We start from the raw sequence: 24,628 nt of genomic DNA on the forward strand, positions 1-24,628 counted from the left end.
CGAAAAAACCACCAGACATTAGGATAAAATCCTAACTCCCTGTTTGTACTAACAGGATTCAAGAAAAATATTTTTCTGCCATTGGTAAGCAAATATTACCGCCAGCGCCAGCCCCCTCATCGCCAAGAAACAAAGCATAGCCGCCCACAAGGCATGGTTCCCCCACTCTGAAAACAGCCACCAAACTATGAAGAAACAAGAGGTTGCAACAAACATGCTATTTCGCATCTCGCGTCCGCGAGTGGCACCGATAAACACCCCGTCAAGCAAGAAGCACCACATGGCCACCAGCGGCACTGCCGATAGCCACGGCAGGTAACGCGCGGCCTCTTCCCTGACGGCAGGAATATCGGAAATAAGGGCAATGATCTGGCTGCCGAACAGAACAAACACCAGCGTCATCAGCACGGATATCACCAGACTCCAGAACGTCGTGCCGATCAGGGTCCGGCCTAGCTCGCCGCGGCTGCGGGCACCGATTGCCTTACCGACCATCGCCTCCATCGCATAGGCAAAACCGTCCATCGCATAGGACACCAGCATCAGGAAACTCATGAGTACGGCATTGGCCGCCACGGTGTCGTCCCCCAGCGTTGCCCCTTGGAAGGTCATGAAGGTAAACGCCAATTGCAGGCACAAGCTGCGCAGGAAAATATCTCGGTTTAGGCGGAGCAGCCGCCCCATCCCATTGCTCACCGACCCCAGCTTCTCGCGCCAAGCCGGCAGGGCATGGGCCAGCCAATGCCGAGAAACGAACCACAGGCCCAAAATCAGGCCGCTGTATTCTGCCAGCACCGAGGCCAATGCCGCCCCCTGCACCTTCCAACCGAAACCGATCACGAACAGTATGTCCAGCACGATATTGGCGACGTTGGTGATAATGAGCAGCCACATCGGGCGTCTGGCATTCTGGGTGCCGAGCAACCACCCCATAATGACAAAATTGGCCAATGCCGCCGGGGCCCCCCAGATCCGGATAGAGAAATACTGGGAGGCATAGGTTTTGACCGCGTCGCTGGCCTCGCTGAACTGGAATATCCAGCCCGCCACCGGCTGATGGAAAGCCACCAGCAAAAGCGCCAACAGCCACGCCAGGGCCAGCCCTTGCACGAACACCCCGGCTTGGGCATCCTTGTCACCGGCACCGAATGCCTGGGCGCTCAAGCCCGTGGTCGCCATCCGCAAAAAGCCCAGCAGCCAGAACGTCACGTTGATCATGGTGCCGCCGACAGCCACCCCGCCGAGATACCATGCCGAATCCAGATGCCCAATCACTGCCGCATCAACCAATCCCAGCAGGGGGACGGTAATATTCGATAGCACCATCGGCAGCGCCAAGGCAAATACCTGACGGTGTAGTGTTCGGTCTCGCAAAGCAGTCAGCACAGTAACCTCATTCAGCTGGCAATCACACAATACGATTATCCGGCCTCACGGGGAAAATAAAAAGCCCCGGCAATCGAGCCGGGGCGAAGAGCGTAGGACGGCAAGCCTATCAGGGTCCAAGCAGGCCCATCAGCCAGTGGTCGGCCAACAACACCACAAACAACCCCAGCAAGTGCCAGATAGAATATTTGAACGTAGCCCAGGCATGGCCGGGCTGATCGGCAAATTTCAGTTTCAGGGCATAACCGACAAAGCCGACATTGAGCAAGGTACTGCCCGCCAGATACAGCCACCCGCTCATCCCGGTCAACCAGGGCAGCAGCCCGACCATCACCAGCATCACGGTATAGAGCAGCACCATGGTCTTGGTGAAGCCGATCCCGTGAGTAACCGGCAGCATCGGGATCCCAGCCTTGGCATAGTCATCCCTGCGGTGGATCGCCAACGCCCAGAAATGGGGGGGCGTCCAGGTGAACACCAGCATCACCAGCAGCAATGCATGCGGGTCGAGCTGCCCTGTGACCGCGGTCCAGCCCAACAGTGGCGGCGCGGCCCCGGCCAGTCCGCCGATCACGATATTCTGCGGCGTGGCATGCTTGAGCCACACCGTATAGACCAGCGCATACCCCACCAAACTGGCCAGTGTCAGCCAAGCGGTCAATGCGTTAAGCTGCCACAGCAGGGCAAAACCGGCCACCATCAGCACCGACGCGAACGCCACCGCCCGGCCGGTCGTTACCCGCCCCTTGGCCACGGGACGGTGGTGGGTACGGGCCATCTGGGCATCGAACCGGCGATCCAGCACATGGTTGAAGGCCGCCGCCGCCGCCGATTGCAGGCCGATCCCCAACAAGCCAAGCACCACCGCCTCGGCAGGCGGGATCCCCGGAACTGCCAGACACATCCCGACGAGCGCCGTAAGCAGAAGCATCGCCACGACCTTGGGCTTGGTCATGGTTAGGTAATCTTGCCAGATCCGTTTTCTCGCCACCCCGGACGACGATTTCATCCCGCCCTTGGCGGCCAGTGTCAATTTAGCCATTGCTCGCGCCCTCCCTTGCTTCCTATACCTTGTCAGCCCAGCCCCTTATGGGCCGGACAACACAGACTCTATCCCCGCCGCCCTATCGTCCCGACAGGACGCGGCCACGAGGCCCGGAGGGACCAGCGCGATCCCATCCGGTACAGCTGATAATTCGCCGCCACCAACAGCAGGACCAATGCCAGCCCGGTAACATTATGGGCAACGGCAACAGCCAATGGCAGGCTAGCCACCACATTGGTGATCCCGAGGGCAACCTGCAGCCCCAGCACCGCCACCAACGCCACGGACCAGCGCCGCAGGCTGGGGCGTCGCCATAACCCGGCGGCGAGCAGGAGCAGCACCGCCGCCGTCACCACCGCCCCGATCCGGTGGGTAACATGGATCGACACCCGCTGGGCGTAATCGAGCACCCCGTACTGGTAGCTGTCATGCTCTGGCTGGATCAGGCGGAAGGCCGTCACGTCGAATTGCTGCTGCCAGTCCACCTCGCAAAACGGCAGCTGGGTACACACCACCGCAGCGTAATTAGCCGCAGTCCAGCCTCCCAAGGCAACCTGACCCACCACAATCACCAACCCCAAAGCCGCCAGCAACTGTAGCCCCTTACCCGGGGCCGACGCAGACAGCATAGAGGGAACAGATCGGGGGGCCAGCCTGAGTCGCAACAGCAGCAGCAGGGAAGCCGTCGTAAAACCACCGAGCAAATGCCCCATAACCACCACAGGCATCAGCGCCATGGTCACCGTCCACATTCCCAGCACGGCCTGAAACACCACCAGCACCAGCAGCATTGCCGGCAAACGACGCGGCAACCCCGGTTGGCGCCAGGCCATGATATTGATAGCCAGAATCAGCAATCCCAAGGTGCCCGCAACATAGCGGTGGATCATCTCATTCCATGCCCTTGCCAAATCGATAGGGGCATCGGGAAAGCGAACCTGTGCCAATTGCTGATCGGCCGCAGTCTCCGGCACCCCGGCAAAACCGTAACAGCCGGGCCAGTCTGGGCACCCCAACCCAGCCTCTGTCAGGCGGGTGTATGCCCCGAGTGCAATGACCACCAAGGCGAGAAGAAAGGTGATACTCACCAAACGCTTGAATCCATCCATTGCCAATTCCTCCCCCCAGTCACCCTATCTTCGAGACTTTCAGCAGCCGCTTGAGATCGCGCAGCACGTCCTTGCCCTGTGCCAATATTTCTGCCTTGCCGCTCACCAACGGGTACGCCATCATCACATTACCAAGCGGATCTGCGATATAAATGGCCTCACCGCCAAATTCTAGATGGCGGAACACATCAAGCTGATCGTCCCGAGCCAGCTCAAGCCGCACCCCGGCCAACTGTTTCTGCTCCACGTCTGCCTGTGCTAATTCCAGTGAACCAACCAACAAGACGCTCCCTACCCGCGTCTTGCCGGCCCCCATCGCCTGTGGGATCTGCCGCAGGTTGAACAAGGCACCCTGGCAGCGCGCATCACACTGCTCCGGCATCAGGTAGACTAGCTTCCACTGCTCCGCCTCCGCCAACCATGCCGCACTCAGCGGCTGCTCGAGCAGGTGCCCGCGATTGGTCACCCCGCCCTGATACCAGTTCAAATCAAGGATCAACTTGGCCAGCCCCACCGGCAGGACAAATACCAGCAACATCAGCACCAAGGCTGTTTTTCCCTTCATTATTCGCTCCCTCTAGGTCTTGCCTCGCCGCAGCCACCACAGCGCCAGACCGCTCACGGCCACCGCCATCAAGAACCACTGCAAAGCATAGGCATAATGCTTGTGCGGCCCCATTACCACCGGCGTCCATGTCTGCTCCAAGGCCACCGGGCTCTGCGGGTCGATTTGCAATATCCAGGGCTGGAGCACCAGCCCCATGTGCATGCTAAGCGCCCCGGTATTGAGGTTCTGCACCCGCAACGGGTAACTGTCTTCCAATGTCTCGGGGGAGAGCTCAAGCAGGCTAGATGGCGGGGCGATAATTCCGCTCACCAGCACCTCCCCGTGGTGCTCGGGCAACACCGGCATCTGCTCGCGGTAGGCCGGTGCCGGGATCCACCCGAGGTTCACCAGCAACCATTGCCCCTCGACGTCAAACGGATAAAGGACATGGTAGCCGACCCGCCCCCGGTAGATCTGGTTATCGAGCAGCAGGGCACGGCTGTGATCGAAGTGCCCCCGCAAGGTAAGGCTGTACCAACGGGGGTCAGGCGGCAGACTGGCCAGGCTGTAGTACATCTGCTCACTACGAAAGTCCAAGGCATGCCCGAGGCTCTCCTTCTCCTGCGCCCTTGATATCTGCCACATCCCCAGCTTGACCAAGGTCGCCAGCACCGCCACCGTAAAGATCACAAAACCAATTCTGCGCATCCCTCTCCCCGTCGTTGCACCTACACTTCTAGTAACAACCATCCCCTCCGGAGTCGAACTATGGGAGTCGAACTATGCTGCTAAAAGCCCTGCTTGTGATCCTGCTTGCTTTTATCATCCTCAATCTGTTCCGCGCCTTGCCGATGATGCTCAAGAGCGGAAGCGACTCCGGCAGCAAGGCTGACCCCAAAACACCGAGGATGTCGCGCTATCTCGGCTGGCGGATTGCCATTTCCGTTGTCCTTTTTGCCCTGCTGCTATTGGCGCTGGCCAGCGGTTATATCACCCCGAACCCACGCCCATACTGAGTTCCTCACAGGATATAGACAAACACAAACAGGCCGAGCCACACCACGTCAACAAAGTGCCAGTACCACGCCCCGGCCTGAAAGGCGAAATGCTTCTCAGGGGTGAAGTGTCCGCGCAAAACCCGCAGCCAGATAATAAACAAAATCACTGTCCCCAAGGTCACATGAAGGCCGTGGAACCCCGTCAGCATGAAGAAGGTATTGCCGTACGTCCCCGCATCCAGCGTCAACCCCATGTCCCGGTAAGCATGGATATACTCCACCCCCTGCAGGTAGACAAACAGACTACCGAGCAGCACAGTCAGGAGCAGGAACAGCGTCAGCCGGGGCCGGTTGCCTTGCTCCAGCGCGGTATGGGCAATATGGATGGTGACCGAGGACGTCAGCAGGATCAGGGTGTTATACAACGGCAGCCCCAGCGGGCCCATCGCTTGCGTTTCACCACCGGCCGGGGTTTTGACCAAGGGCCAGTGGGCAATAAATTCCGGCCACAACACGGCCTGGGTCATCTCATTGTTACCGGCACCGCCCAACCAAGGCACGGCGATCATCCGAACATAGAACAGCGCCCCGAAAAAGGCGGCGAAAAACATGACCTCGGAGAAAATGAACCAGCTCATCCCCTGGCGGAAAGAGCGATCCATCTGCTGGCTGTACAGCCCCCCCATCGACTCATGGATGACGTCACGGAACCACCCCGCCAGCATAATCAGCAACAGGCCGACCCCGCCGAGCAGCAGCCAGGGGCCCTGCCCGCCAAACAAATTGCCCACGGTTGCCCCCGCCCCCATCGCGATCAGGAACAGCGCCACCGCTCCCACTATCGGCCAGGCACTCGCCTCGGGCACGTAGTAGGGCTCGGGGGCCGGATGCTGCTCGGGAGGAAGGGTCTGGTCATGCTCGGTATAAGGATTTGCCATGATTCAGCCTCATTGGGTTTTTACCGCGGGATCCGCCTTGGCGCTGTACAGGGTGTAAGCCAGCGTCAGGGTCGTGATATCGGACGGCAGTTCAGGGTCGACGTAAAAAATCAGTGGCAGCGAGGCGCTCTCGCCGCCCTCAAGCGGTTGGTGGTTAAAGCAGAAGCATTCGATCTTGTTGAAATACTGGGCTCCGAGCCCCGGACTGACCGACGGAACAGCCTGCCCAACGCTGCTGGCCTGCGACAGATTGCGAGCCCGGTAGTTAATCGTATGGGTCTGCCCCGGATGGACCACCAGCGTGGTCACCTCAGGCTCGAACTCCCATGACACCCCGGGGTTGATATAGGCGACGAACTCCACCGTGATCGCCCGGCTGCGATCGACACGCTCACTGGCGGCCGCCTCGGTATCCGCCGTCTTGCCGTTGATCCCCGTGATGTCACAAAACACGTCGTAGAGCGGGACCAAAGCAAAGGCAAAACCGAACATGGCAACCGATGCCAGAACCAGAGACCAGAAGGTCCGGCGGCCAGCGGGAGATTTGGGGGTCTGATCGGCCATATCGCCTCCTAGTCGACTTTGGGTGGTGTCGAGAACGTATGGTGCGGTGCCGGTGACGGCACGCTCCACTCCAGCCCCTCGGCACCATCCCACGGCTTGGCCGCGGCCTTCTCACCACCACGGACGCACTTGACCACCACCGCGAGGAATATCAGCTGGGACAGGCCGAACAGGAACCCGCCGATGCTGACCACCGCGTTGATATCGGCAAACTGCAGCGCATAGTCGGGGATCCGACGCGGCATCCCGGCCAGACCGAGGAAGTGCATAGGGAAGAAAAGGATGTTGACCGAGATCAGCGAGCACCAGAAATGCCACTTCGCCAGCTTTTCATCGAACATATGGCCGGTCCATTTCGGCAGCCAGTAATAGGCCGCGGCCATAATCGAGAAGATGGCGCCTGAAACCAGCACATAATGGAAGTGAGCCACCACAAAATAGGTGTCGTGGTACTGGAAATCGGCCGGCGTGATCGCCAGCATCAGCCCCGAGAAGCCGCCGATGGTGAACAGGACGATGAAGGCGATGGCAAACAGCATCGGCACCTCGAAGGTCAGCGATCCGCGCCACATGGTCGCCACCCAGTTGAACACCTTGACCCCGGTCGGCACCGAGATCAGCATGGTGCAGTACATGAAGAAGAGCTCGGCCGCCACCGGCATCCCAGTGGTGAACATATGGTGGGCCCAAACCAGAAAGCTCAAGCCGGCGATCGAGGCAGTGGCGTACACCATCGAGCTGTAACCGAAGAGCTTCTTGCGAGAAAATGCGGGGATAATAGCCGAAATAATACCGAAGCTCGGCAAAATCATAATGTAGACCTCGGGATGGCCGAAGAACCAGAAGATATGCTGGAACATCACCGGATCCCCGCCCCCGGCTGCGTCGAAGAAACTGGTACCGAAATATTTGTCCGTCAGCACCATGGTGACCGCACCGGCCAGCACCGGCATCACCGCGATCAGCAGGAAGGCCGTGATCAGCCAGGTCCAGACGAACAGCGGCATCTTCATGTAGGTCATTCCCGGCGCCCGCATATTGACGATGGTCACAATCACGTTGATCGCCCCCATTATCGAGCTAATCCCCATGATATGGATGGCAAACACGAACAGGCCGGTACTCTCCGGGCTGTAGGTGGTCGAGAGCGGTGCGTAGAAGGTCCAGCCGAAATTAGGGCCGCCGCCCTCCATGAACAGAGACATCAGCAGCATCGAGAAAGCAAAAGGCAGGATCCAGAAACTCCAGTTGTTCATCCGCGGCAGTGCCATATCCGGCGCACCGATCATCAGCGGCACCATCCAGTTGGCCAAACCGGTAAAGGCCGGCATCACCGCGCCGAAGACCATGATCAGACCGTGGACCGTCGTCATCTGATTGAAAAAGTTCGGCTCGACCAGCTGCAAGCCGGGCTGGAACAGCTCGGCACGGATCACCATCGCCATCGCCCCGCCAATCAAGAACATCGCGAAGCTGAACATCAAGTAGAGGGAGCCGATATCCTTGTGATTAGTGGTCAGCAGCCAGCGCCGCAATCCACTCGGGTGATGGGCATGATGATGCTCTTGCTCCGTGCCCGCCTCGTCAACCGTCTGCTCGCGCAACATATCCGTCATCGCTATTCTCCCCTATAGCTCTTCGCCATTCATCACCGCCTGGATCTCAGCTGCCTGCACGGCATCGCCGGTATTGTTGCCCCATGCATTGCGCTCATAGGTGATCACCGCCGCCAACTCCTTGAGACTCAGCTGCGGCCCGAACGCCTGCATTGCCGTCCCGGCCTGACCGTGAACAACAACGCTGATGTGCTCCAGCCGCGCCGCAGGATCCACCGACACCCCTTGGCCGGCCAATGCCGGGAAGGCCCCGGGCAGACCCTGTCCGTTGGCCTGATGGCACATAGCACAGCGGGTGGTATAAACCTTTTCGCCAAGCGCCATTAGCTCGTCCATCCCCATCTGCATATCAAGCAGGCGCTGCTCTTCCTCTCGCGCCTCGCGCTGGGCCGTCCGGGTGGTCTGTAGCCACTGGTCGTAGTCCGTCTGGGATTTGGCAATCACCACAATCGGCATAAATCCGTGGTCTTTCCCGCATAACTCAGCACACTGGCCACGGTAGATACCGGGCTCGTCAATCCGGGTCCACGCCTCATTGATAAAGCCGGGGTTGGCGTCCTTCTTCACCGCAAAATCGGGCACCCACCAGGAATGGATAACATCCTGCGAGGTGATCAAAAAACGCACTTTCTTACCGACCGGCAGCACCAGCGGGCGGTCGACCTCCAGCAAGTAGTTGTCGCGCTTGTCGCGCTCGTTGGCGATTTGCGCCGAGGTGGTTGCAAGGAGGGAGTAGAATTCGACCTCTTCGTCGAAGTAACGATAATGCCATTTCCATTGCGAACCCGTGACCTGTACCGTCATGTCAGGCTTGGAGGTGTCCTCCATCGCCAGCAGCGTTTTGGTGGCCGGAATCGCCATCAGGATCAGGATGACGAACGGGATCAAGGTCCAGACAATTTCCACCTTGGTACTTTCGTGGAAGGAAGCAGCCACTGCCCCCTTAGACTTACGATGGTGGATGATGGCCCAGAACATCACGCCGAAAACCACCACCCCGATCGCCACGCAGATATAAAATATCGTCATGTGCAGGTCGTAAACCTGCTGGCTCACCGCCGTGACCCCTTGGGTCATATTGAGCGGCATGGACTGGGTATCGGCCAGAGCCGGCATGGCTACCAGACAACACAGCAGAAAGCGGATCATCTCCCGGTTCCCTCCTCATCCTTTTCCTATATATAACTACCGATCCGTTGCGGAAATGGTTCAGATCAGCAGAAAAATACTGACACATCCAAAGCAGCAATCAGTTCCGCCAACCGTGCCATTAACAGTTTATTTACATTCAACTTAGGACAGAAATGCGACAAAGCGCAATAAAATTGCAGCAAAAAAATTGCCTTTTCATTCCGATGACACAGGAGATCACCAAGACTATCGACAAGGAAGGTAGCGGGGAAATGGAGGGGGCTGCGAATTCACAGCCGAATATGCAAGAGGACCGGGAGAAGGCGATATTTCACCCCGGGGAAACGGGAAAGGCAACGCTGCCACAACCGCCAGCGACGGCAGCCGGTGTCAAACGGACTGAACCGCCCGACAGGCTCAGCCCAAGGCAGCCATGCCAGCAGCTGCTGCTGAGGATCCCGCAGGGCATGGCCGTAATGGCCCCTGACACCCAGCCGATCAGCCAGCGGGCTGGCGCACCAGTCACCAGCTAACACCAAACACATTTCAAGTCGGCCAAAATGACAGGCCGCCGACTGGAGGAAGCCGGAAATCACCGGGGCGGAATAAGCCAGCATCGCCTGATCGCACACCAGCATCACCGGCGAGCCGGACATGGCCGGCAGCAACTGAAGCCAATCAAGCTCCTCTAGCGAGCCTGGCAGCATCCGATAGCGTTCGCTGCGGTGAAACAAGCGCTGGCGCCACAACAGATGCTCGGTAACGTCGATATCGAACCAGCGGCAACGGCCATTATCAATGCGATAGAAACGGGTATCTAGCCCCCCACCCAGATTGAGGATCACCCCGTTGGGATGACGGCGCAGAAAATCCTGCACCCGGCGATCCCCTTGCAGGGTCAAGCTGGCATGCAGCAACTGTTGCTCGGTCACATTACCGCGCAGGCATTCGGGGGTCAGGGTACATTGGCTGCAGGCGACAGCAGCGACGGGATCATAAAGCAGGCGATCATCAGCCAAGCTTTCTCGGCTACGAAGCCAAAGCGGCTGAAGCAGCTCGGACGGAATATCAAAGCGGGATGGGCCAGTCATTATCACCTCCAGAAACCTACAAGGAGATGATAATAACTCTCATTAGCAGTTGCAAACCTTGACGGAAAATAATTCCGGTTTACATCCAGTCGCTACTGCGGATAACCCCAACAGCCAAACCTTCGATGGTCAGGTGCTGGCAGTTCAAATCCACGAGGATCGGCTCGAACTCTTCGTTTTCAGCATGAAGCAGAACCTGCGAGCCCTTGCGCTCGAGTCGCTTAACGGTTACGTCCTCATCGACTCGGGCCACGACAACCTGCCCGTTACGAACATCCTGCGTCTTGTGGACCGCCAGCAGGTCGCCATCCATGATACCGATGTCTTTCATGCTCATCCCGTTCACCCGCAGCAGGAAATCAGCACGCGGCTTGAACAAGGACGGATCAACATCGTAATGGGTCTCGACGTGCTCCTGAGCCAGAATCGGCTCTCCGGCAGCAACCTGTCCGATCAGCGGCAAGCCACTCACTTCGGGTTCTGCAGTCTGAATAAGACGGATACCGCGAGAGGCTCCCGGTATAATTTCAATCACTTCTTTACGAGCGAGCGCCTTGAGGTGCTCCTCGGCGGCATTGGCAGATCGGAAGCCGAGTTCACGGGCTATTTCAGCGCGTGTTGGCGGCATTCCAGTATCGTCAATTTTTGCTTTGATCAATTCAAAGACTTCTTGTTGGCGCGGCGTTAACGGCTTCATCACTTACCCTGTCTTTTTATACAGTCTACTGTGAGTATATCCAGTGTCAACGCGGTTGAAAAGGCTATTGCCTAGGAAAACAACAATTTTGCCGCTAAATCGCCACTCTGATGTAGGCTCTGACCTACACTTTGATCGCCACTCGGCGCCGAGCAAGCCCTAACATTCAGGAAATGCAGCAAAAACACAATAAAAATGTCATGTAACTGCAAGTATGTGCTAATTCGCTGCTAATGGCAGGGGGTTTTCTGCTATCCTTGCCGCGCATTAAGAATTCGAGGCTAGTAAAAGATATGTCAAGTTGGCAGAAGATCTATCAAAAGTTACTGGATTTGCCGCTTTCTCTGCTGGTTAAAACCCATTCAATTCCGTCCAATCCGATTGCGGATCTGGAACTGGACCCGGAACGCCCGATTGTTTATATCCTGCCGTTCCGCTCCAATACCGATTTAATGACCCTGCGCAAGAGCACCGCGATGCTGGGGTTGCCCGACCCGCTGTCACCGTTGGAGATCAACGGCCAGTCATTCGTCCGCTACGTGTATATCTCCGACGGGCCGCGCCTGTTCGCCGAAAAAGGCGAGTTGCCGCAAGAGTCCATCGAGCTATTCACCGCCCTGCTCGAGCAGCATAAGCAAGACGGCGAGCTCGATATCCAGGTCGTTCCGGCATCGATCCTGTGGGGGCGCCAGCCGGGCAAGGAAGACAACCACCGCCCGATCCTGCGTCCGCTCAACGGGCCGGAGAAGTTCATCACCATCGTGGCCCACGGCCGCGATTGCATGGTACGCCTGAGCCCGGCGGTTTCGCTGCGCTACATGGCCGACCACCACGGTACCGACGACTCGATCGCCAACAAGCTGGCACGGGTTGCCCGTATTCACTTCTCGCGCCAGCAGCTTGCTGCGTCTGGGCCGAAGCTGCCTGACCGCCAAGCCCTGTTCAAGCGCCTGCTGGCCTCCAAGGCCATCGAGAAAGTTGTGGCCGAAGAAGCCGCCAGCCGTGATGTGCCGATCGAGAAGGTCCGCAAGGAAGCCGTCGACATGATGGAAGAGATCGCCGCCGATTTCTCCTACTCGCTGATCAAGCGGGGCGAGCGCTTCCTCGGCTGGTTGTGGAACAAGCTCTATCAGGGCCTGAACATCAACAACGCCAAGCAGGTACGTCGCCTAGCCCAAGACGGCCACGAAATCGTCTATGTTCCCTGCCACCGCAGCCACATGGACTACTTGCTGCTGTCCTACGTGCTGTACCGGGAAGGATTGGTTCCGCCGCACATCGCTGCCGGCATCAACCTCAACTTCTTCCCAGCCGGGCCGATTTTCCGCCGGGGCGGCGCGTTCTTCATTCGCCGTAGCTTCAAGGGCAACCGCCTCTACTCGACGGTATTTCGCGAGTACCTTGCCGAGCTGTTTGCCAAGGGCTATTCGGTCGAGTACTTCAGCGAAGGCGGCCGCTCCCGAACCGGCCGACTGCTACCGGCCAAAACCGGCATGCTGTCGATGACTATCCAGGCGATGCTGCGCGGGCTCAACCGACCTGTCACCCTGGTGCCTGTCTACATCGGCTACGAGCACGTCATGGAAGTGGCAACCTACGCCAAGGAGCTACGAGGCAAGCGCAAGGAAAAAGAAAACGTCGGCCAAGTGCTGCGAACCCTGCGCAAACTCCGCAACCTGGGCCAAGGCTACGTCAACTTCGGTGAACCAATCTCGCTGAACCAGTACCTCAACGAAAACGCGCCAGAGTGGCACAAGGACATCGACCCGATCGAACCACAACGCCCTGAATGGCTAAACCCGGTTGTGAACGGCTTGGCCAACAAGATGATGACCCACATCAACGATGCGGCGGCAACCAATGCCCTGACCCTGTGCGGTATGGCGCTGCTTGCCTCGCGCCAGCGTGCCCTGAGCCGTGAGGATCTCGAACAGCAACTCGAGTGCTACCTGCAGCTGCTGCGCAACGTACCGTACTCGCAGCAGTTCACCATTCCAGACAACAACGCCAAGGAAATGGTCGAGCATGCCCTCGAGATGGACAAGTTCCTGGTCGAGCGCGATAGCCTCGGGGAAATGGTCTCGCTCAACCGCGAGCAGGCGATCCTGATGACCTACTACCGCAACAACATCATCCACTTGTTTGCGCTGCCGTCGCTGATTGCCAATATCGTTATCCACCACCAGCAGCTCGATATCAGTGAAATTCAAGCCCAAGTCGCCCGCCTGTACCCGTTCCTCAAGGCCGAGTTGTTCTTGCGCTACAGCGATAATGAGCTGGCTGCGGTAGTCGATGCCCAGATCAACGAGCTGGTTCGCCAGCGCCTGATCCTGCGCGACGGCGATATCATCAGCCTCAACAACTCCCGGATTGGCCCGCTGCACCTCTTGGCACGCACCATTTCCGAGACGTTGCAGCGCTATGCCATCGCCCTGACCCTGCTCAACTCCGAGCCGCAGCTGATGAAGAGCGACCTCGAGCAGCAGAGCCAGATGATGGCCCAGCGCCTGAGCCGCCTGCACGGCATCAACGCGCCGGAGTTCTTCGACAAGGGCGTATTCGCCATTCTGGTCAAGACCCTGCGCGAGGAAGGCTACCTCAACGAGGACTGCCACGCGGTATCCAAGCCGGTCCAGATCCTGGCCGAGCAGCTCGCGGCCCAAGTCTCACCAGAGGTGAAGCTGACCATCCAAGCGGTAATGAACCGCGAAGAGCGTCAGGAAGACGAACCAGAAACAGCTTGATTCCCGCCCTTCCTTGAACAAAAAAGGCTGCCATGATGGCAGCCTTTTTCTTTGGCCTGATAGCACGAACAAAAAAAGCGCCCCAAGGCGCTTTTTTATCGGCACGTCGATAAATTTAACCAGCCAGACAAAGGCTGACGGTAATACCGACAAATACCAACATACCGACATAATTGTTGTTGAGGAACGCCTTGAAGCAGGGTTCACGCTCACGATTGCGGATCAGCATCTGCTGGTAGACAAACAGCGACGAGGCCAACAGCAAGAACCAGTAATACCATTGCGGCAAGGCCTTGAGTGCCCCGACCCCAATAAGCAGAACCAGAGTGCCGAGCTGAAGCAAGCCTATGCCCATTTTGTCATAGCGGCCCAGCAAAATAGCCGTCGACTTGATCCCAACCTTGAGGTCGTCGTCGCGATCAACCATCGCATACTGGGTATCGTAGGCCACCGTCCACAGAATATTGGCAACAAATAGCAACCAGGCAACGGCCGGAACCTCACCCGCCTGTGCCGCATAGGCCATCGGGATCGACCAACCGAACGCCACCCCGAGCACCAGTTGAGGCAAATGGGTATAACGTTTCATAAACGGATAGGCCGCCGCCAGCCCAAGGCCGACCACCGACATCATGATGGTCAGGCTGTTCATGGTCAGCACCAACAGGAAAGAGACCAGCACCAACAAGGCAAACAGCCCCAGCGCCTCTCGCTCGGAGACCTTGCCTGACGGCATCGGCCGCTGTGCGGTTCGCTTGACGTGGCCGTCAAAATTGCGGTCAGCAAAATCGTTGATCACACAACCTGCTGCACGCATGAAAATCACGCCCAAGACGAAAACCAGCATCACGCCGGGATCGGGCATGCCATCGGCTGCCAGGAACAACGCCCACAATGTCGGCCACAGCAGCAATAGGCTGCCGATCGGTCGGTCGAATCGGGCTAGCTGCCAAAAGGCCCTTGCTTTTGTCATCTCCACGCTTGGGTCTCCTTATACATCGGCGCATCCTGCAAAAATACTTCCGCCACCAGCAGCGGCTTGCCATTGAGCCACAACCGCGAACGGCGAGCCCATAATCCCGTTTCCCCGCCAGCAATACGCGCGATTTCCAACGCATCCCTCCGCGCACTGCGATCGGTAAACACCCGGAACCCGAGCGGCATCTCGCCCAATTCGGCCAAGTCGCGCTCCTGCCCGGTCAGGGTGGTCATCGGGATCAGGGTCCGGGCGTACACCCACGGCACCCCGTCTCCCAGCAGCACCACCTTGCGCTGGAGGCAATCCACATCACCAATCAGCGCCCGCTCGTTCGGCACCAAGCAAGAATGCTCCAGCATCCCCTGCTCAACCAGCGACACGGTAAAATGCTCGCAATGGCGCTCAAAACGGCGCGAGAGCGAGTCCAGTTCCAGCAACCAATGCCCAAACTCATTCCCTTCCAACTGCATGCTCTGGGCTGCCTGCCAATGGGCACTTTCTAGCAAGGGATTGTACAACTGATTGAATTTCGACATCTTTCCAATAAAAAACGACTACCTACCAAGGCAAAAGCTTGGTAGTTCAAGGTTAATTGATTACCATGAGGAAACACTATTGTAGCAAGCCGTAACCACGACGAATATCGTTACGATCGAAAGAAAACGATTATGCGGCTAAAAACTAATAACCCGTGAGTGTCACAATGAAACAGACCATCCCCGGCCTGCTGCTGTTATTGGCCATCATATTGGTGCCGTCTTCGGCCTTTGCCAATAACGATACCAATACCGAAACAGATACCAGCGCCGCTATGCCTGACTATACCTATTACACCCTTGCCCCCGATATCACCACCAACTATGTCACCCAGGGCAAACGACTCGGCTATCTGCGCCTCCAAGTCGACCTCATGCTACTTGACCCGTCGATGAGCAAGCTGGTCGAGCACCACGCGCCGCTGATCCGCGACGCCATCATCACCGTGATCGGCCAGCAGCCAGAAGCCCGGGTACAATCGTTAGCCGGACGCGAGGAAATCCGCCAAGCCTGCCTCGCCAAGGTCAACGAATTGCTGATCGCCGAAACCAACCAGAAGCTGGTTACCGAACTGCTGTTCACCAAATACCTCTTCCAATAAGCCTGTTTTATACCCGGCTATATATGAAAAAGGCGCCTTTCGGCGCCTTTTTCATCATGGGCAGAATAATGGCAATCCGCCTCTTTCGTTATCGCGCTCAGGCCGCATTGACCCGAACCGCGTACCATTGCGCAATATACTCCGCAACAGCCTGCTGCTGTGCCTGATCCAGATACAAGCCTAGCTTGCTGCGGCGCCACAAGGCATCACTCGCTTCACGTACAAACTCGTGCTCCAGCAAGTAATCAAGTTCACGGGCATAGAAACCGGCACCGAAATGCAGTCCCATATCGGCTTCCTTCTCAACCCCACCCATAATCCGCTCAACCCGGTTGCCGTAATTAGTGGCCATCCGCAACGCACTGGCGGCAGGCAGCCAAGTGTAACGTCCCGTCAGCGCATCGGCCTGCTGGGTCGGATTAAATCCCGCCTCGCCACCAGGCAAGTAGCTATCAGCCGTCCATGGTGCCCCCATCGCGGGGAAAAACGGAGCCAGCTTGGCCATCGCAGCCTCGGCCAGCTTGCGGTAGGTTGTCAGCTTGCCGCCGAAAATCGACAACAACGGCGGCTGATTGCCTTCCTGCTCCAGCTCCAGCGTGTAATCGCGGGTAATCGCCTGCGGCGAGTCGGACTCGTCATCACACAGTGGACGCACGCCACTGTAAGTCCATACCACGTCGTCACGCCCCAGCTTGCGAACAAAATGCTGGTTGTAGACATCAAGCAAGTAGCCAATCTCCGGCTCGTCGATGGCCACCTCGCGCGGATCGCCCCGGTACTCGACGTCTGTGGTACCGATGATCGAGAACTTATCGAGATAAGGGATCACGAATACGATTCGATTGTCGCTGTTTTGCAGAATATAGGCCTGCTCCTGATCATGCACCCGCGGCACGACAATATGCGACCCCTTGATCAGGCGGATATTGCGCGGCGATGGACAGTTGAGGCTCTGATCATAAAAGGCTTTGACCCAAGGGCCGGCGGCGTTAACCAAGGCATGGCAACGGCGCTCGAACACGTCACCGCTTAGCGTATCGCGGATGCTCACCCGCCAGATATCTTGCTCCCGCACCGCTTTTTCGACCCGGCAGTGGTTACGTACTTCACCCCCCCGCTCGGCCACCTCCATCGCGTTGAGGATCACCAGACGGGCATCATCCACCCAGCAATCGGAGTACTCGAACCCCTTGGTGATCTCCGGTACTAGCACGGATTCTTCGCCAAAGCGCAGGCTGCGGCTTGCAGGAAGCGTTGTTCGCTTGCCTAGGTGATCATAGAGAAACAGGCCGGCACGGATCATCCAGGCCGGACGCAGGTGCGGACGATGCGGGAGGCGAAAGCGCATCGGCTTGGCGATATGGGGGATCTTGCGCAACAACACCTCGCGCTCGGCCAGCGCTTCCCCCACCAAACGAAACTCGTAGTGTTCAAGGTAACGCAAACCACCATGAATCAGCTTCGAGCTCGCCGACGATGTCGCACTGGCAAAATCCGCCGCCTCATATAGGCCGACCGTCAGCCCGCGCCCCGCTGCATCGGCCGCGATACCCGCCCCGTTGATCCCGCCACCCACAACAATTACATCCAGTACTGCTTCTGCCATATCACCACCCTACCCACGCTAATTTAAATGTTCGTATTCGAGCACTAACGCTCGAATACGAACATAATAGACAAAGACTTGATCAAGATCATCACAAATATATTCGAATTCGATGATTTTATGATCGCGTCAGCAATATGGCATAAAAAAAGCTGCCTGATGGCAGCTTTACGAAAAACAGATAGGGTACAGGCTAGATGATTTCGATATGCAAATCATACTCGGTCAGTTTCTTCGCCAACGAGTCCGGCGGCATATGGTTGGTAAACAGCATATCAACCTGACTTATGTCACCCAGATTGACCATCGCATTGCGACCAAACTTAGTATGGTCAACGCCGAGCATCACGCAACGGCTGTTTTCGATAATCGCCTGCTTGACCCGAACTTCGTGGTAATCGAAATCAAGCAGCGAGCCGTCAAGGTCAATACCGCTGATACCGAGGATCCCAAAATCAAGCCGGAACTGGGAAATGAAATCCAATGTAGCTTCGCCGACGATACCGCCATCGCGGTTGCGCACTTCTCCCCCAGCGAGGATCACCCGAAAGTCATCTTTCCCGGTCAGGATACTGGCCACATTGAGGTTATTGGTGACGATACGCAGGTCGTGGTGCTCAAGCAACGCCCGAGCCACGGCTTCCGGCGTGGTGCCGATATCGATAAACAGGGTTGCGCCGTCCGGGATATGCTGAACCATCGCCTGGGCAATCTTGTCCTTCTCGGCCAGCTGCATCACCTTACGGGTACTGTAGGAGGCGTTAACTGAGCTCGACGGTATGGTTGCCCCACCGTGATGGCGGCGGATTTTGTTGTCGGCGGCCAGTTCATTGAGATCCCGGCGGATAGTTTGCGGGCTGACATTGAACCGCTCAACCAGATCGTCAGTGCTGACGTAGCCCTGGGTTTTAACGAGATCGATGATCTCCTGGTGTCGTTTGCTTTGCTTCACTGCTGACGAGGCTCCTATATCACCTTCAACAAGCTGACGCAGGCTCAGGCTGTGCGGGCTGCGGCGTGCGGTCAAGCTTAATAAACAACAAGGCCCCGCCGATGCGGGGCCTTGTCATATTACCTAGGCTCTAGCCAAGATGCCAATGATGGCGATCCCAATCAAGCCGTCTCGGCAGCCTTTTGCTCCATCCGCTCGCGGTGCAGCTTGCTCTCGCCAATCAGCGCAAGGGTCAGGAAGAAGATAGACAGGCCACAAGATGCCGTCAGGACAATGAAGCCGCCGTCCCAACCGAAGTGGTCAACGGTGTAGCCCAAGATGGCATTCGCCGCAACCGCACCGCCGAGGTAGCCGAACAGGCCAGTCAGACCTGCTGCAGTACCTGCCGCTTTCTTCGGAGCCAATTCAAGGGCATACAAGCCGATCAGCATTACCGGGCCGTAGATCAGGAAGCCGATGGCAACCAGTGCCGCCATATCCACAGTCGGGTTGCCCGCTGGGTTGAACCAGTAAACCAGCACAGCCACGGTAACCAAAGCCATGAACAAGATACCAGCCGGCGCACGGCGGCCCTTGAAGAATTTATCCGACATCCAACCACACAGCAGGGTACCAGGGATACCGGCCCACTCGTACAGGAAGTACGCCCAAGATGATTTGTCTACGGTGAAATCCTTCACTTCGCTCAGGTAAACCGGAGCCCAGTCAAGCACGCCGTAGCGGATCAGGTATACGAAGGCGTTGGCAATCGCGATGAACCATAGCAATTTGTTGCTGAATACATACTTGAAGAAGATCTCCTTGGCCGTCATCTCCTTCTCATGCGAACCGTCGTAGCTATCAGGATAATCGTTCTTGTGCTCTTCGATTGAAGGCAGGCCGCATGACTGCGGTGTATCGCGCATGGTCAGCAGGGTAAACGCCGCCACCATCAGGGCGAAGAATGCAGGCACGTAGAAAGCCGAACGCCAGTCGTCATTGAACGCCCACAGACCCAGCAGGAATAGTGGACCAATCAAGCCGCCACCCACGTTGTGGGCCACGTTCCATACCGACACGATCTCGCCGCGTTCCTTGCGCGACCACCAGTGCACCATGGTCCGGCCACAAGCAGGCCAGCCCATACCCTGGAACCAACCGTTCAGGAACAGCAAGATGAACATTGCCGCGATGCTGCCCGTTGCCCACGGCATAAAGCCGAAGCAGAGCATCACAATGGCCGACATACTCAAGCCGGCGGCAAGGAAATACCGCGGGTTGGAGCGGTCTGAAACGTTACCCATCAAGAACTTGGACAGGCCGTACGCAATCGAAACGGCAGCCAGCGCGACACCAAGATCACCGCGGCTGTAGCCGTATTCTTCAATCAGGTAAGGCATTGCCAGGCTAAAGTTTTTACGAACAAGGTAGTAACCGGCATAACCAATAAAAATACCGGCAAACAACTGCCAGCGGAGACGTTGGTAGACGCTATCAACCTGCCCGTCGGGCAAGCGCTCGCGATGCGGCGCGGGTTTGAACAGACCAAACATAAAATGTTCCTTTTTAATTAGTTTTTAGCAATGGTATGGGTACAAACGAATACAGAACGCGCGAAACTAATCCATTTCGCTCAAAGTATGCAAATTATTGCTCTAAAACTGGTAATAAAATGTGAATGAAATCGAATTGGCGGGTTTTATTTCGATATTGAGCCGAAAATGCGCTACTTTTTACCGAAAATAAGAATTAGATAGGTATATCAACAAAAAAGGTGAACACCCAAATAGCGTCCACCTTTTGCATCAGGAGGGTCTTGAATTTACTTGGCCGAACCCAGCTTGGCGTCAAACAGGGCAAGGGCACAGCCGGTCAGCAGGCCGAACAAATGAGCCATATTGGCCACCGACATTCCCACGATATCGGCGAACCCCAGCACTAACCAAACGAGCATAAAGACCACATAGGATTTCGGAATCGCCAATCCCCGTTCAGGAGCCAGCCATCCCATCCACCAGATATAGCCCATCAGGGCATAGACGACCCCCGACAATCCCCCGAAATTCGGGCCGTAGAACCAGAACTGGGCAAAACCCGACACCAAGGCCGACACCAAAAATAGCTGCACCAGCTTGCTACTGCCGCGCTGCAGCTCCAGCTGGCCGCCGAGCAGCCACCACCACAGGCAGTTGAAAATAATATGCACCGCCGAGAAATGGATCAGTGCATGGCTGAAGAAACGCCATAGCTGCCACTGATCGCCATCCATCAGCGGGAAATGGGCGGCCGAAAACACCTCCTGCTGCATGCCGAGCAACCACAAGATATAGATCCCTATGGTTACCCCCATCACCAGCAAGGTGAACGGGCCGGCCTGTGCCTTGACCATCTTGATCAGGCTCGGATTACGGTAGCTGAAACGGGCCGTACGCGTATCGGCAACCTGCCAAGAGGCAGCCTGGTACTTGGGATCATAGGGATTGGCAAGGAAATGGTTGAGCTCTGCCTCCGCCTCGACCTGATACTGGATATCTTCCAGCCACAACGCAAAACGCCCCTCGGGCTCCGGTGCCAGCACCAACTCGATACCCCGTGAGGCCATATAATCAATAAAGGCCTGTGCCTGACGCGGATTCGCCAACCCGGCTAAACGATACATTTTCGTCTCCTCATCCAATGGTTGCCATTTGCCTTGATGATCCGCCGGGCCGGGCAACGATATGGCAACCCTTCAGCAACTAGGCGGTTTGGATGCAGGGGTAAGACTCGCGGCGCCACGCCTCGAACCCTCCGTCAAGGCTATAGACACAATCAAAGCCTTGATGGATAAGGTACTGCGCGGCCCCCTGACTACTGATGCCGTGATAGCACATGACAATCACCGGCTGGTCAGGATCTACCTGCTCCATGAATTGAACCATTGTATCATTGGTAAGGTGAAATGCGCCTTCCGGGTGCGCCAAGGCATGGGATTGCGGATCACGAATATCCACCAACACCGCCCCACTGTCCTGCTCAAACAGCAACTGATAGGCCTGCTCGACCGAAATATGCTCAAACTGATCCATCTGCACTCTACTCTCTCTATTATGATCATTGAATAGGATCATCGGCAGGCACAAAAATGTGACGATCGTCCGTTTTCGACAACATCGGTACCGCCGATCCCTATCCGGCCATTGTAACCCATGCGGTTACCCACAGCCCCATAGAAAAAGTACGGGTATAAGCCCGCGCTATGGCATGAGCAAAGCCAGTGCCAGCAAGGGCTCACACCATACACACTCTCACCCCACACCAGCAGGCGGTCAAAAAACGACCTTCTGTGGAAAAAGCTGTGAATTGCGTTGATAATGTGCCTGGAGAAAATAGGATCCACTATATGTAGTTCGGATCCTATAAAAAGCTGTGGATAACATTCGTGGATAACGCTTAAAAGGCCATTTTTTTAGAGCTATCTCTCAGATTTATTGCACAAAAAAACCAGCCAATGGCTGGTTTTTCCAAAATCAATTTTGTGGATATTTTCTCAGGATCCTCAGGCAACGTCGCCGACGGCATCTTTGAGCTTTTTCATCGCATTTTTTTCCAACTGACGGATCCTTTCGGCCGAGACATTGTAATAGTCGGCCAGCTCCTGCAAGGTCATCTTCTCGTCATCCAGCCAACGGGCACGGACGATATGCTGGCTACGCTCATCCAGTCCGGACAGGGCAGAAGAAAGACGATTGTTGGCATAGCTTTCCCAGTTATTGTCTTCATAACTGCGGGCCAAATCCGATGACTTATCCTCAAGGTAATAGACCGGAGCACTGTAGCCACCATCGCGATCGTCGTCTTCAGGCTGCAGTTCGAATGCCGCATCCTGAGCGGCCAGGCGCGATTCCATCTCGCGGACCTCGCTGGCATCAACACCCAATTGCTCGGCAACCATGTTGACTTCATCGTTATTGAACCAGCCAAGACGCTTTTTGGCCTTGCGCAAGTTGAAGAACAGTTTCCGCTGGGCCTTAGTGGTCGCGACTTTGACAATACGCCAGTTGCGCAGTACATATTCGTGGATCTCTGCTTTGATCCAGTGCACAGCAAACGATACCAGCCGCACCCCAACTTCGGGGTTGAAACGTTTGACCGCCTTCATCAGGCCCACGTTGCCTTCTTGCACCAAATCTGCCATTGGCAGGCCGTAGCCTGAATAGCCGCGAGCAATGTGAACAACAAAACGCAGGTGCGACATAACCAACGCCTTTGCAGCATTGATATCACCTTCGAAGTGAAGACGCTCAGCTAACTCGCGCTCCTGCTCCGCCGACAGCATCGGATAGCTGTTGACGCTCTGGACATAACTGTCCAGGCTGTCTGCAGAAACCAGAGCCATTGATGTCATCTCTTGTGCCATTCAACAAACCTCGTGTATTTTTTGTACCAATGGGAAATCGCCTGAACCTGCAATAATGCCCAAAAAGCAGCCTCGTTTGCAAGCAAGTTGGCAAATTTACATTATTTGTAGACTCAAAAACGTCACACAGGTTCAATTTCTTTCAAATGGCGACCAGCCGAAAGCTTGGCGGCCAGCAAACCGATAAAGGCCGCGAGCATCAGCAGCAGCAGACTTTCGTCCCAGCCCAGCCCAACCAGACTGAAGCTGCTATCATACAGCCCCGCCAAGTGCGCTACGGCGCTATCAAGCAATACCGTGATCAGTGCTGTCAGGATCCAAGCCGACACCGCACTGATAATTCCGTACCAGACCCCGGTATATAGGAACGGGCGCAGAATAAAACTGTCTGTCGCACCGACCAGCTTCATCACCTGAATTTCGTCACGCTGATTGAGCACTTGCAACCGCAATGTGTTGCCGACAATCAAAAACACCGCCACCAGCATCAGTCCGGAGACCACACTGGCCAACGCCAGTACCAATTGTTTTATCGCATCCAACCGCTGGATCCAGTCGCTGTCGAGGCGAACCTCTTCGACCGCACTTTGCCCGCGTAGCTTGGCCGCGAGCATGCCGGCCTGACCGGCCTCCTGCCACCCGGCCTTTGGCACCAACACCAACACCGGCGGCAGCGGGTTATCGTCGAGCAGGCTCACCGCCTGATCGAACCCGGCTTGCTGACGAAGTTCATCGAGACCTTGCTCGGGAGAAATATAGTCTAATTTGGCCACTTCCGGCCAACCGGCCAGCTCTTCGCGCAGCGTATCTGTCACCGCCTTCGATGTCGAAGGCTCGAGATAGACGGTCAGCTGGGTCGGGGTCTGCCAAGCCTGGGCCGCGAGGGCGATATTCTTGGCAAACAGATAAAACGTCGCGGGCAGGGTCAAGGCAAAAGCCAAAACCGCCAAGGTCAGCACATTCCCCAGCGGGCGTCGCATCAGATCAGTGAGTGCCTGCTTACATTGCTGCTTGTGGATTGCAAAAAATCCCGTTTTATTACGCGCCATGACCAAGCTCCCTCAGTTGTCCCAGATGCAAGTCCAACCGGCGGTAGTCTCGAGAGTTGAGCAACGAGGTATCGTGGGTAGCCATCAACACCGTCACCCCGACCCGATTGAACTCCTCGAACAGATTCATGATCTGCTGTGACAGGGCGGCATCGAGGTTACCGGTCGGCTCATCGGCCAACAACAGCAACGGCTTATTGACGATCGCACGGGCAATACCCACCCGCTGCTGCTCGCCGCCGGAAAGCTGGATCGGCAAACAGAGTGCCTTGTCGAGCAACCCCACCTTGTCGAGCGCCGCCGATACCCGGCGCTTGATCTCGTTTTCCGTTGCCTGCTCGACCCGCAGCGGCAGCGCGACATTGTCGAAGATACTGCGGTCCATCAGCAACTTGTGGTCTTGGAAAATGATCCCGATATTGCGGCGCAAAAACGGGATCTGCTTGCTGTCGATACGTGAGATATCATGGCCGTTGAACCACACCTTGCCATCGCTCGGCCGCTCCATGGCGCAGATCAGTTTCAGCAAGGTACTTTTACCTGCCCCGGAGTGCCCGGTCAAAAACGCCATTTCTGCTGGCTGCAGATGGAAATCAACCTTTTGCAGGGCTTGGCGCCCACCCCGATAGGCCTTACTTACCTGCTGAAACCTGATCACGT

Annotated in this window: 24 protein-coding genes; 3 read left to right on the top strand and 21 right to left on the bottom strand. The window is 56.7% G+C overall.

All coding sequences use genetic code 11. The annotated features are described in order from the left end of the window. Positions 1-48 precede the first annotated feature (48 nt). The 5 genes from dinF to ACSF8X_RS01305 form a co-directional block, all read right to left on the bottom strand. On the bottom strand, positions 49-1,386 hold the full coding sequence (gene dinF, locus ACSF8X_RS01285) for an MATE family efflux transporter DinF (protein ID WP_500850527.1): 1,338 nt from the start codon (positions 1,384-1,386) through the stop codon (positions 49-51). A 109-nt stretch (positions 1,387-1,495) separates the two neighbouring features. Continuing rightward, complete coding sequence (gene cyoE / locus ACSF8X_RS01290) at positions 1,496-2,428, bottom strand: heme o synthase (protein ID WP_500850528.1); 933 nt, start codon at positions 2,426-2,428, stop codon at positions 1,496-1,498. 68 nt (positions 2,429-2,496) lie between these two features. Then, positions 2,497-3,540, bottom strand: coding sequence for a COX15/CtaA family protein (locus tag ACSF8X_RS01295; RefSeq protein WP_500850529.1), 1,044 nt, complete (start codon positions 3,538-3,540; stop codon positions 2,497-2,499). Positions 3,541-3,559: 19 nt separating this feature from the next. After that, entirely contained in the window at positions 3,560-4,105 is a 546-nt protein-coding gene (locus ACSF8X_RS01300) for a redox-active disulfide-containing membrane protein (protein WP_500850530.1), read from the bottom strand. A 12-nt stretch (positions 4,106-4,117) separates the two neighbouring features. Next, positions 4,118-4,837 carry an SURF1 family protein gene (locus ACSF8X_RS01305; protein ID WP_500850532.1) on the bottom strand — a complete coding sequence of 240 codons (720 nt, stop codon included), beginning with the start codon at positions 4,835-4,837 and terminating at the stop codon, positions 4,118-4,120. 32 nt (positions 4,838-4,869) lie between these two features. Between ACSF8X_RS01305 and ACSF8X_RS01310 the strand changes: the two genes are divergently transcribed. Then, complete coding sequence (locus ACSF8X_RS01310) at positions 4,870-5,103, top strand: DUF2909 domain-containing protein (RefSeq protein WP_500850533.1); 234 nt, start codon at positions 4,870-4,872, stop codon at positions 5,101-5,103. Positions 5,104-5,108: 5 nt separating this feature from the next. On the opposite strand, the gene ACSF8X_RS01315 is transcribed toward ACSF8X_RS01310, so the two are convergent. The 6 genes from ACSF8X_RS01315 to lexA all read right to left on the bottom strand — a co-directional run bounded on the left by ACSF8X_RS01315 (position 5,109) and on the right by lexA (position 11,122). Further along, positions 5,109-6,023: a cytochrome c oxidase subunit 3 gene (locus ACSF8X_RS01315; RefSeq protein ID WP_047877744.1), complete on the bottom strand. Its 915-nt coding sequence runs from the start codon at positions 6,021-6,023 to the stop codon at positions 5,109-5,111. A gap of 9 nt (positions 6,024-6,032) precedes the next feature. Beyond that, positions 6,033-6,587, bottom strand: a complete 555-nt coding sequence (locus tag ACSF8X_RS01320; protein WP_047877743.1) for a cytochrome c oxidase assembly protein — start codon at positions 6,585-6,587, stop codon at positions 6,033-6,035. An 8-nt stretch (positions 6,588-6,595) separates the two neighbouring features. Then, positions 6,596-8,203: a cytochrome c oxidase subunit I gene (ctaD, locus tag ACSF8X_RS01325; protein ID WP_047877742.1), complete on the bottom strand. Its 1,608-nt coding sequence runs from the start codon at positions 8,201-8,203 to the stop codon at positions 6,596-6,598. A gap of 12 nt (positions 8,204-8,215) precedes the next feature. Next, positions 8,216-9,319, bottom strand: coding sequence for a cytochrome c oxidase subunit II (gene coxB, locus ACSF8X_RS01330; RefSeq protein ID WP_500851123.1), 1,104 nt, complete (start codon positions 9,317-9,319; stop codon positions 8,216-8,218). 305 nt (positions 9,320-9,624) lie between these two features. After that, entirely contained in the window at positions 9,625-10,425 is an 801-nt protein-coding gene (locus tag ACSF8X_RS01335; protein WP_500850534.1) for a class I SAM-dependent methyltransferase, read from the bottom strand. 79 nt (positions 10,426-10,504) lie between these two features. Further along, positions 10,505-11,122 carry a transcriptional repressor LexA gene (gene lexA / locus ACSF8X_RS01340; RefSeq protein ID WP_047877740.1) on the bottom strand — a complete coding sequence of 206 codons (618 nt, stop codon included), beginning with the start codon at positions 11,120-11,122 and terminating at the stop codon, positions 10,505-10,507. A gap of 293 nt (positions 11,123-11,415) precedes the next feature. On the opposite strand from lexA, the gene plsB reads away from it, so the two are divergent. Beyond that, positions 11,416-13,866 (top strand): glycerol-3-phosphate 1-O-acyltransferase PlsB, encoded by a 2,451-nt coding sequence (gene plsB, locus ACSF8X_RS01345; RefSeq protein WP_047877739.1) that lies wholly within the window; start codon positions 11,416-11,418, stop codon positions 13,864-13,866. Between the two features lie 115 nt (positions 13,867-13,981). Here the strand turns inward: plsB and ubiA are convergent, their stop codons facing one another. Both ubiA and ACSF8X_RS01355 read right to left on the bottom strand, forming a co-directional pair. Further along, positions 13,982-14,845, bottom strand: coding sequence for a 4-hydroxybenzoate octaprenyltransferase (ubiA, locus tag ACSF8X_RS01350; protein WP_500850535.1), 864 nt, complete (start codon positions 14,843-14,845; stop codon positions 13,982-13,984). Further along, on the bottom strand, positions 14,836-15,381 hold the full coding sequence (locus ACSF8X_RS01355; RefSeq protein ID WP_047877737.1) for a chorismate--pyruvate lyase family protein: 546 nt from the start codon (positions 15,379-15,381) through the stop codon (positions 14,836-14,838). Before ACSF8X_RS01355 ends, ubiA begins: the two co-directional genes overlap by 10 nt. A gap of 167 nt (positions 15,382-15,548) precedes the next feature. Between ACSF8X_RS01355 and ACSF8X_RS01360 the strand changes: the two genes are divergently transcribed. Continuing rightward, complete coding sequence (locus tag ACSF8X_RS01360; RefSeq protein ID WP_500850536.1) at positions 15,549-15,983, top strand: flagellar basal body-associated protein FliL; 435 nt, start codon at positions 15,549-15,551, stop codon at positions 15,981-15,983. A gap of 97 nt (positions 15,984-16,080) precedes the next feature. Here the strand turns inward: ACSF8X_RS01360 and glpD are convergent, their stop codons facing one another. The 8 genes from glpD to ftsE form a co-directional block, all read right to left on the bottom strand. Further along, a complete protein-coding gene (glpD, locus tag ACSF8X_RS01365; RefSeq protein ID WP_500850537.1) occupies positions 16,081-17,589 on the bottom strand; it encodes a glycerol-3-phosphate dehydrogenase in 1,509 nt (502 codons plus the stop codon). A gap of 193 nt (positions 17,590-17,782) precedes the next feature. Continuing rightward, positions 17,783-18,541 (bottom strand): DeoR/GlpR family transcriptional regulator, encoded by a 759-nt coding sequence (locus tag ACSF8X_RS01370; RefSeq protein ID WP_047877876.1) that lies wholly within the window; start codon positions 18,539-18,541, stop codon positions 17,783-17,785. Between the two features lie 161 nt (positions 18,542-18,702). Then, positions 18,703-20,073 (bottom strand): glycerol-3-phosphate transporter, encoded by a 1,371-nt coding sequence (glpT, locus tag ACSF8X_RS01375; protein WP_047877734.1) that lies wholly within the window; start codon positions 20,071-20,073, stop codon positions 18,703-18,705. Positions 20,074-20,342: 269 nt separating this feature from the next. Beyond that, positions 20,343-21,179 carry a rhomboid family intramembrane serine protease GlpG gene (gene glpG / locus ACSF8X_RS01380; protein ID WP_047877733.1) on the bottom strand — a complete coding sequence of 279 codons (837 nt, stop codon included), beginning with the start codon at positions 21,177-21,179 and terminating at the stop codon, positions 20,343-20,345. A 79-nt stretch (positions 21,180-21,258) separates the two neighbouring features. Further along, complete coding sequence (gene glpE / locus ACSF8X_RS01385) at positions 21,259-21,588, bottom strand: thiosulfate sulfurtransferase GlpE (protein ID WP_047877732.1); 330 nt, start codon at positions 21,586-21,588, stop codon at positions 21,259-21,261. Positions 21,589-22,058: 470 nt separating this feature from the next. After that, on the bottom strand, positions 22,059-22,919 hold the full coding sequence (gene rpoH, locus ACSF8X_RS01390) for an RNA polymerase sigma factor RpoH (RefSeq protein ID WP_047877731.1): 861 nt from the start codon (positions 22,917-22,919) through the stop codon (positions 22,059-22,061). A 122-nt stretch (positions 22,920-23,041) separates the two neighbouring features. Beyond that, positions 23,042-23,968, bottom strand: coding sequence for a permease-like cell division protein FtsX (gene ftsX / locus ACSF8X_RS01395; RefSeq protein ID WP_500850538.1), 927 nt, complete (start codon positions 23,966-23,968; stop codon positions 23,042-23,044). Further along, on the bottom strand, positions 23,958-24,626 hold the full coding sequence (gene ftsE / locus ACSF8X_RS01400) for a cell division ATP-binding protein FtsE (protein ID WP_047877729.1): 669 nt from the start codon (positions 24,624-24,626) through the stop codon (positions 23,958-23,960). Before ftsE ends, ftsX begins: the two co-directional genes overlap by 11 nt. Positions 24,627-24,628 lie beyond the last annotated feature (2 nt).

The sequence above is a fragment of the Photobacterium panuliri genome (genome assembly GCF_059920555.1).

Coding starts and splice junctions, on each gene's coding strand:
- cyoE (WP_500850528.1), bottom strand. CDS start 2,428: ATGGCTAAATTGACACTGGCCGCCAAGGGCGGGATGAAATCGTCGTCC.
- ACSF8X_RS01295 (WP_500850529.1), bottom strand. CDS start 3,540: ATGGATGGATTCAAGCGTTTGGTGAGTATCACCTTTCTTCTCGCCTTG.
- ACSF8X_RS01300 (WP_500850530.1), bottom strand. CDS start 4,105: ATGAAGGGAAAAACAGCCTTGGTGCTGATGTTGCTGGTATTTGTCCTG.
- ACSF8X_RS01305 (WP_500850532.1), bottom strand. CDS start 4,837: ATGGTTGTTACTAGAAGTGTAGGTGCAACGACGGGGAGAGGGATGCGC.
- ACSF8X_RS01310 (WP_500850533.1), top strand. CDS start 4,870: ATGCTGCTAAAAGCCCTGCTTGTGATCCTGCTTGCTTTTATCATCCTC.
- ACSF8X_RS01315 (WP_047877744.1), bottom strand. CDS start 6,023: ATGGCAAATCCTTATACCGAGCATGACCAGACCCTTCCTCCCGAGCAG.
- ACSF8X_RS01320 (WP_047877743.1), bottom strand. CDS start 6,587: ATGGCCGATCAGACCCCCAAATCTCCCGCTGGCCGCCGGACCTTCTGG.
- ctaD (WP_047877742.1), bottom strand. CDS start 8,203: ATGACGGATATGTTGCGCGAGCAGACGGTTGACGAGGCGGGCACGGAG.
- coxB (WP_500851123.1), bottom strand. CDS start 9,319: ATGCCGGCTCTGGCCGATACCCAGTCCATGCCGCTCAATATGACCCAA.
- ACSF8X_RS01335 (WP_500850534.1), bottom strand. CDS start 10,425: ATGACTGGCCCATCCCGCTTTGATATTCCGTCCGAGCTGCTTCAGCCG.
- lexA (WP_047877740.1), bottom strand. CDS start 11,122: ATGAAGCCGTTAACGCCGCGCCAACAAGAAGTCTTTGAATTGATCAAA.
- plsB (WP_047877739.1), top strand. CDS start 11,416: ATGTCAAGTTGGCAGAAGATCTATCAAAAGTTACTGGATTTGCCGCTT.
- ACSF8X_RS01355 (WP_047877737.1), bottom strand. CDS start 15,381: ATGTCGAAATTCAATCAGTTGTACAATCCCTTGCTAGAAAGTGCCCAT.
- ACSF8X_RS01360 (WP_500850536.1), top strand. CDS start 15,549: ATGAAACAGACCATCCCCGGCCTGCTGCTGTTATTGGCCATCATATTG.
- glpD (WP_500850537.1), bottom strand. CDS start 17,589: ATGGCAGAAGCAGTACTGGATGTAATTGTTGTGGGTGGCGGGATCAAC.
- glpT (WP_047877734.1), bottom strand. CDS start 20,073: ATGTTTGGTCTGTTCAAACCCGCGCCGCATCGCGAGCGCTTGCCCGAC.
- glpG (WP_047877733.1), bottom strand. CDS start 21,179: ATGTATCGTTTAGCCGGGTTGGCGAATCCGCGTCAGGCACAGGCCTTT.
- glpE (WP_047877732.1), bottom strand. CDS start 21,588: ATGGATCAGTTTGAGCATATTTCGGTCGAGCAGGCCTATCAGTTGCTG.
- rpoH (WP_047877731.1), bottom strand. CDS start 22,919: ATGGCACAAGAGATGACATCAATGGCTCTGGTTTCTGCAGACAGCCTG.
- ftsX (WP_500850538.1), bottom strand. CDS start 23,968: ATGGCGCGTAATAAAACGGGATTTTTTGCAATCCACAAGCAGCAATGT.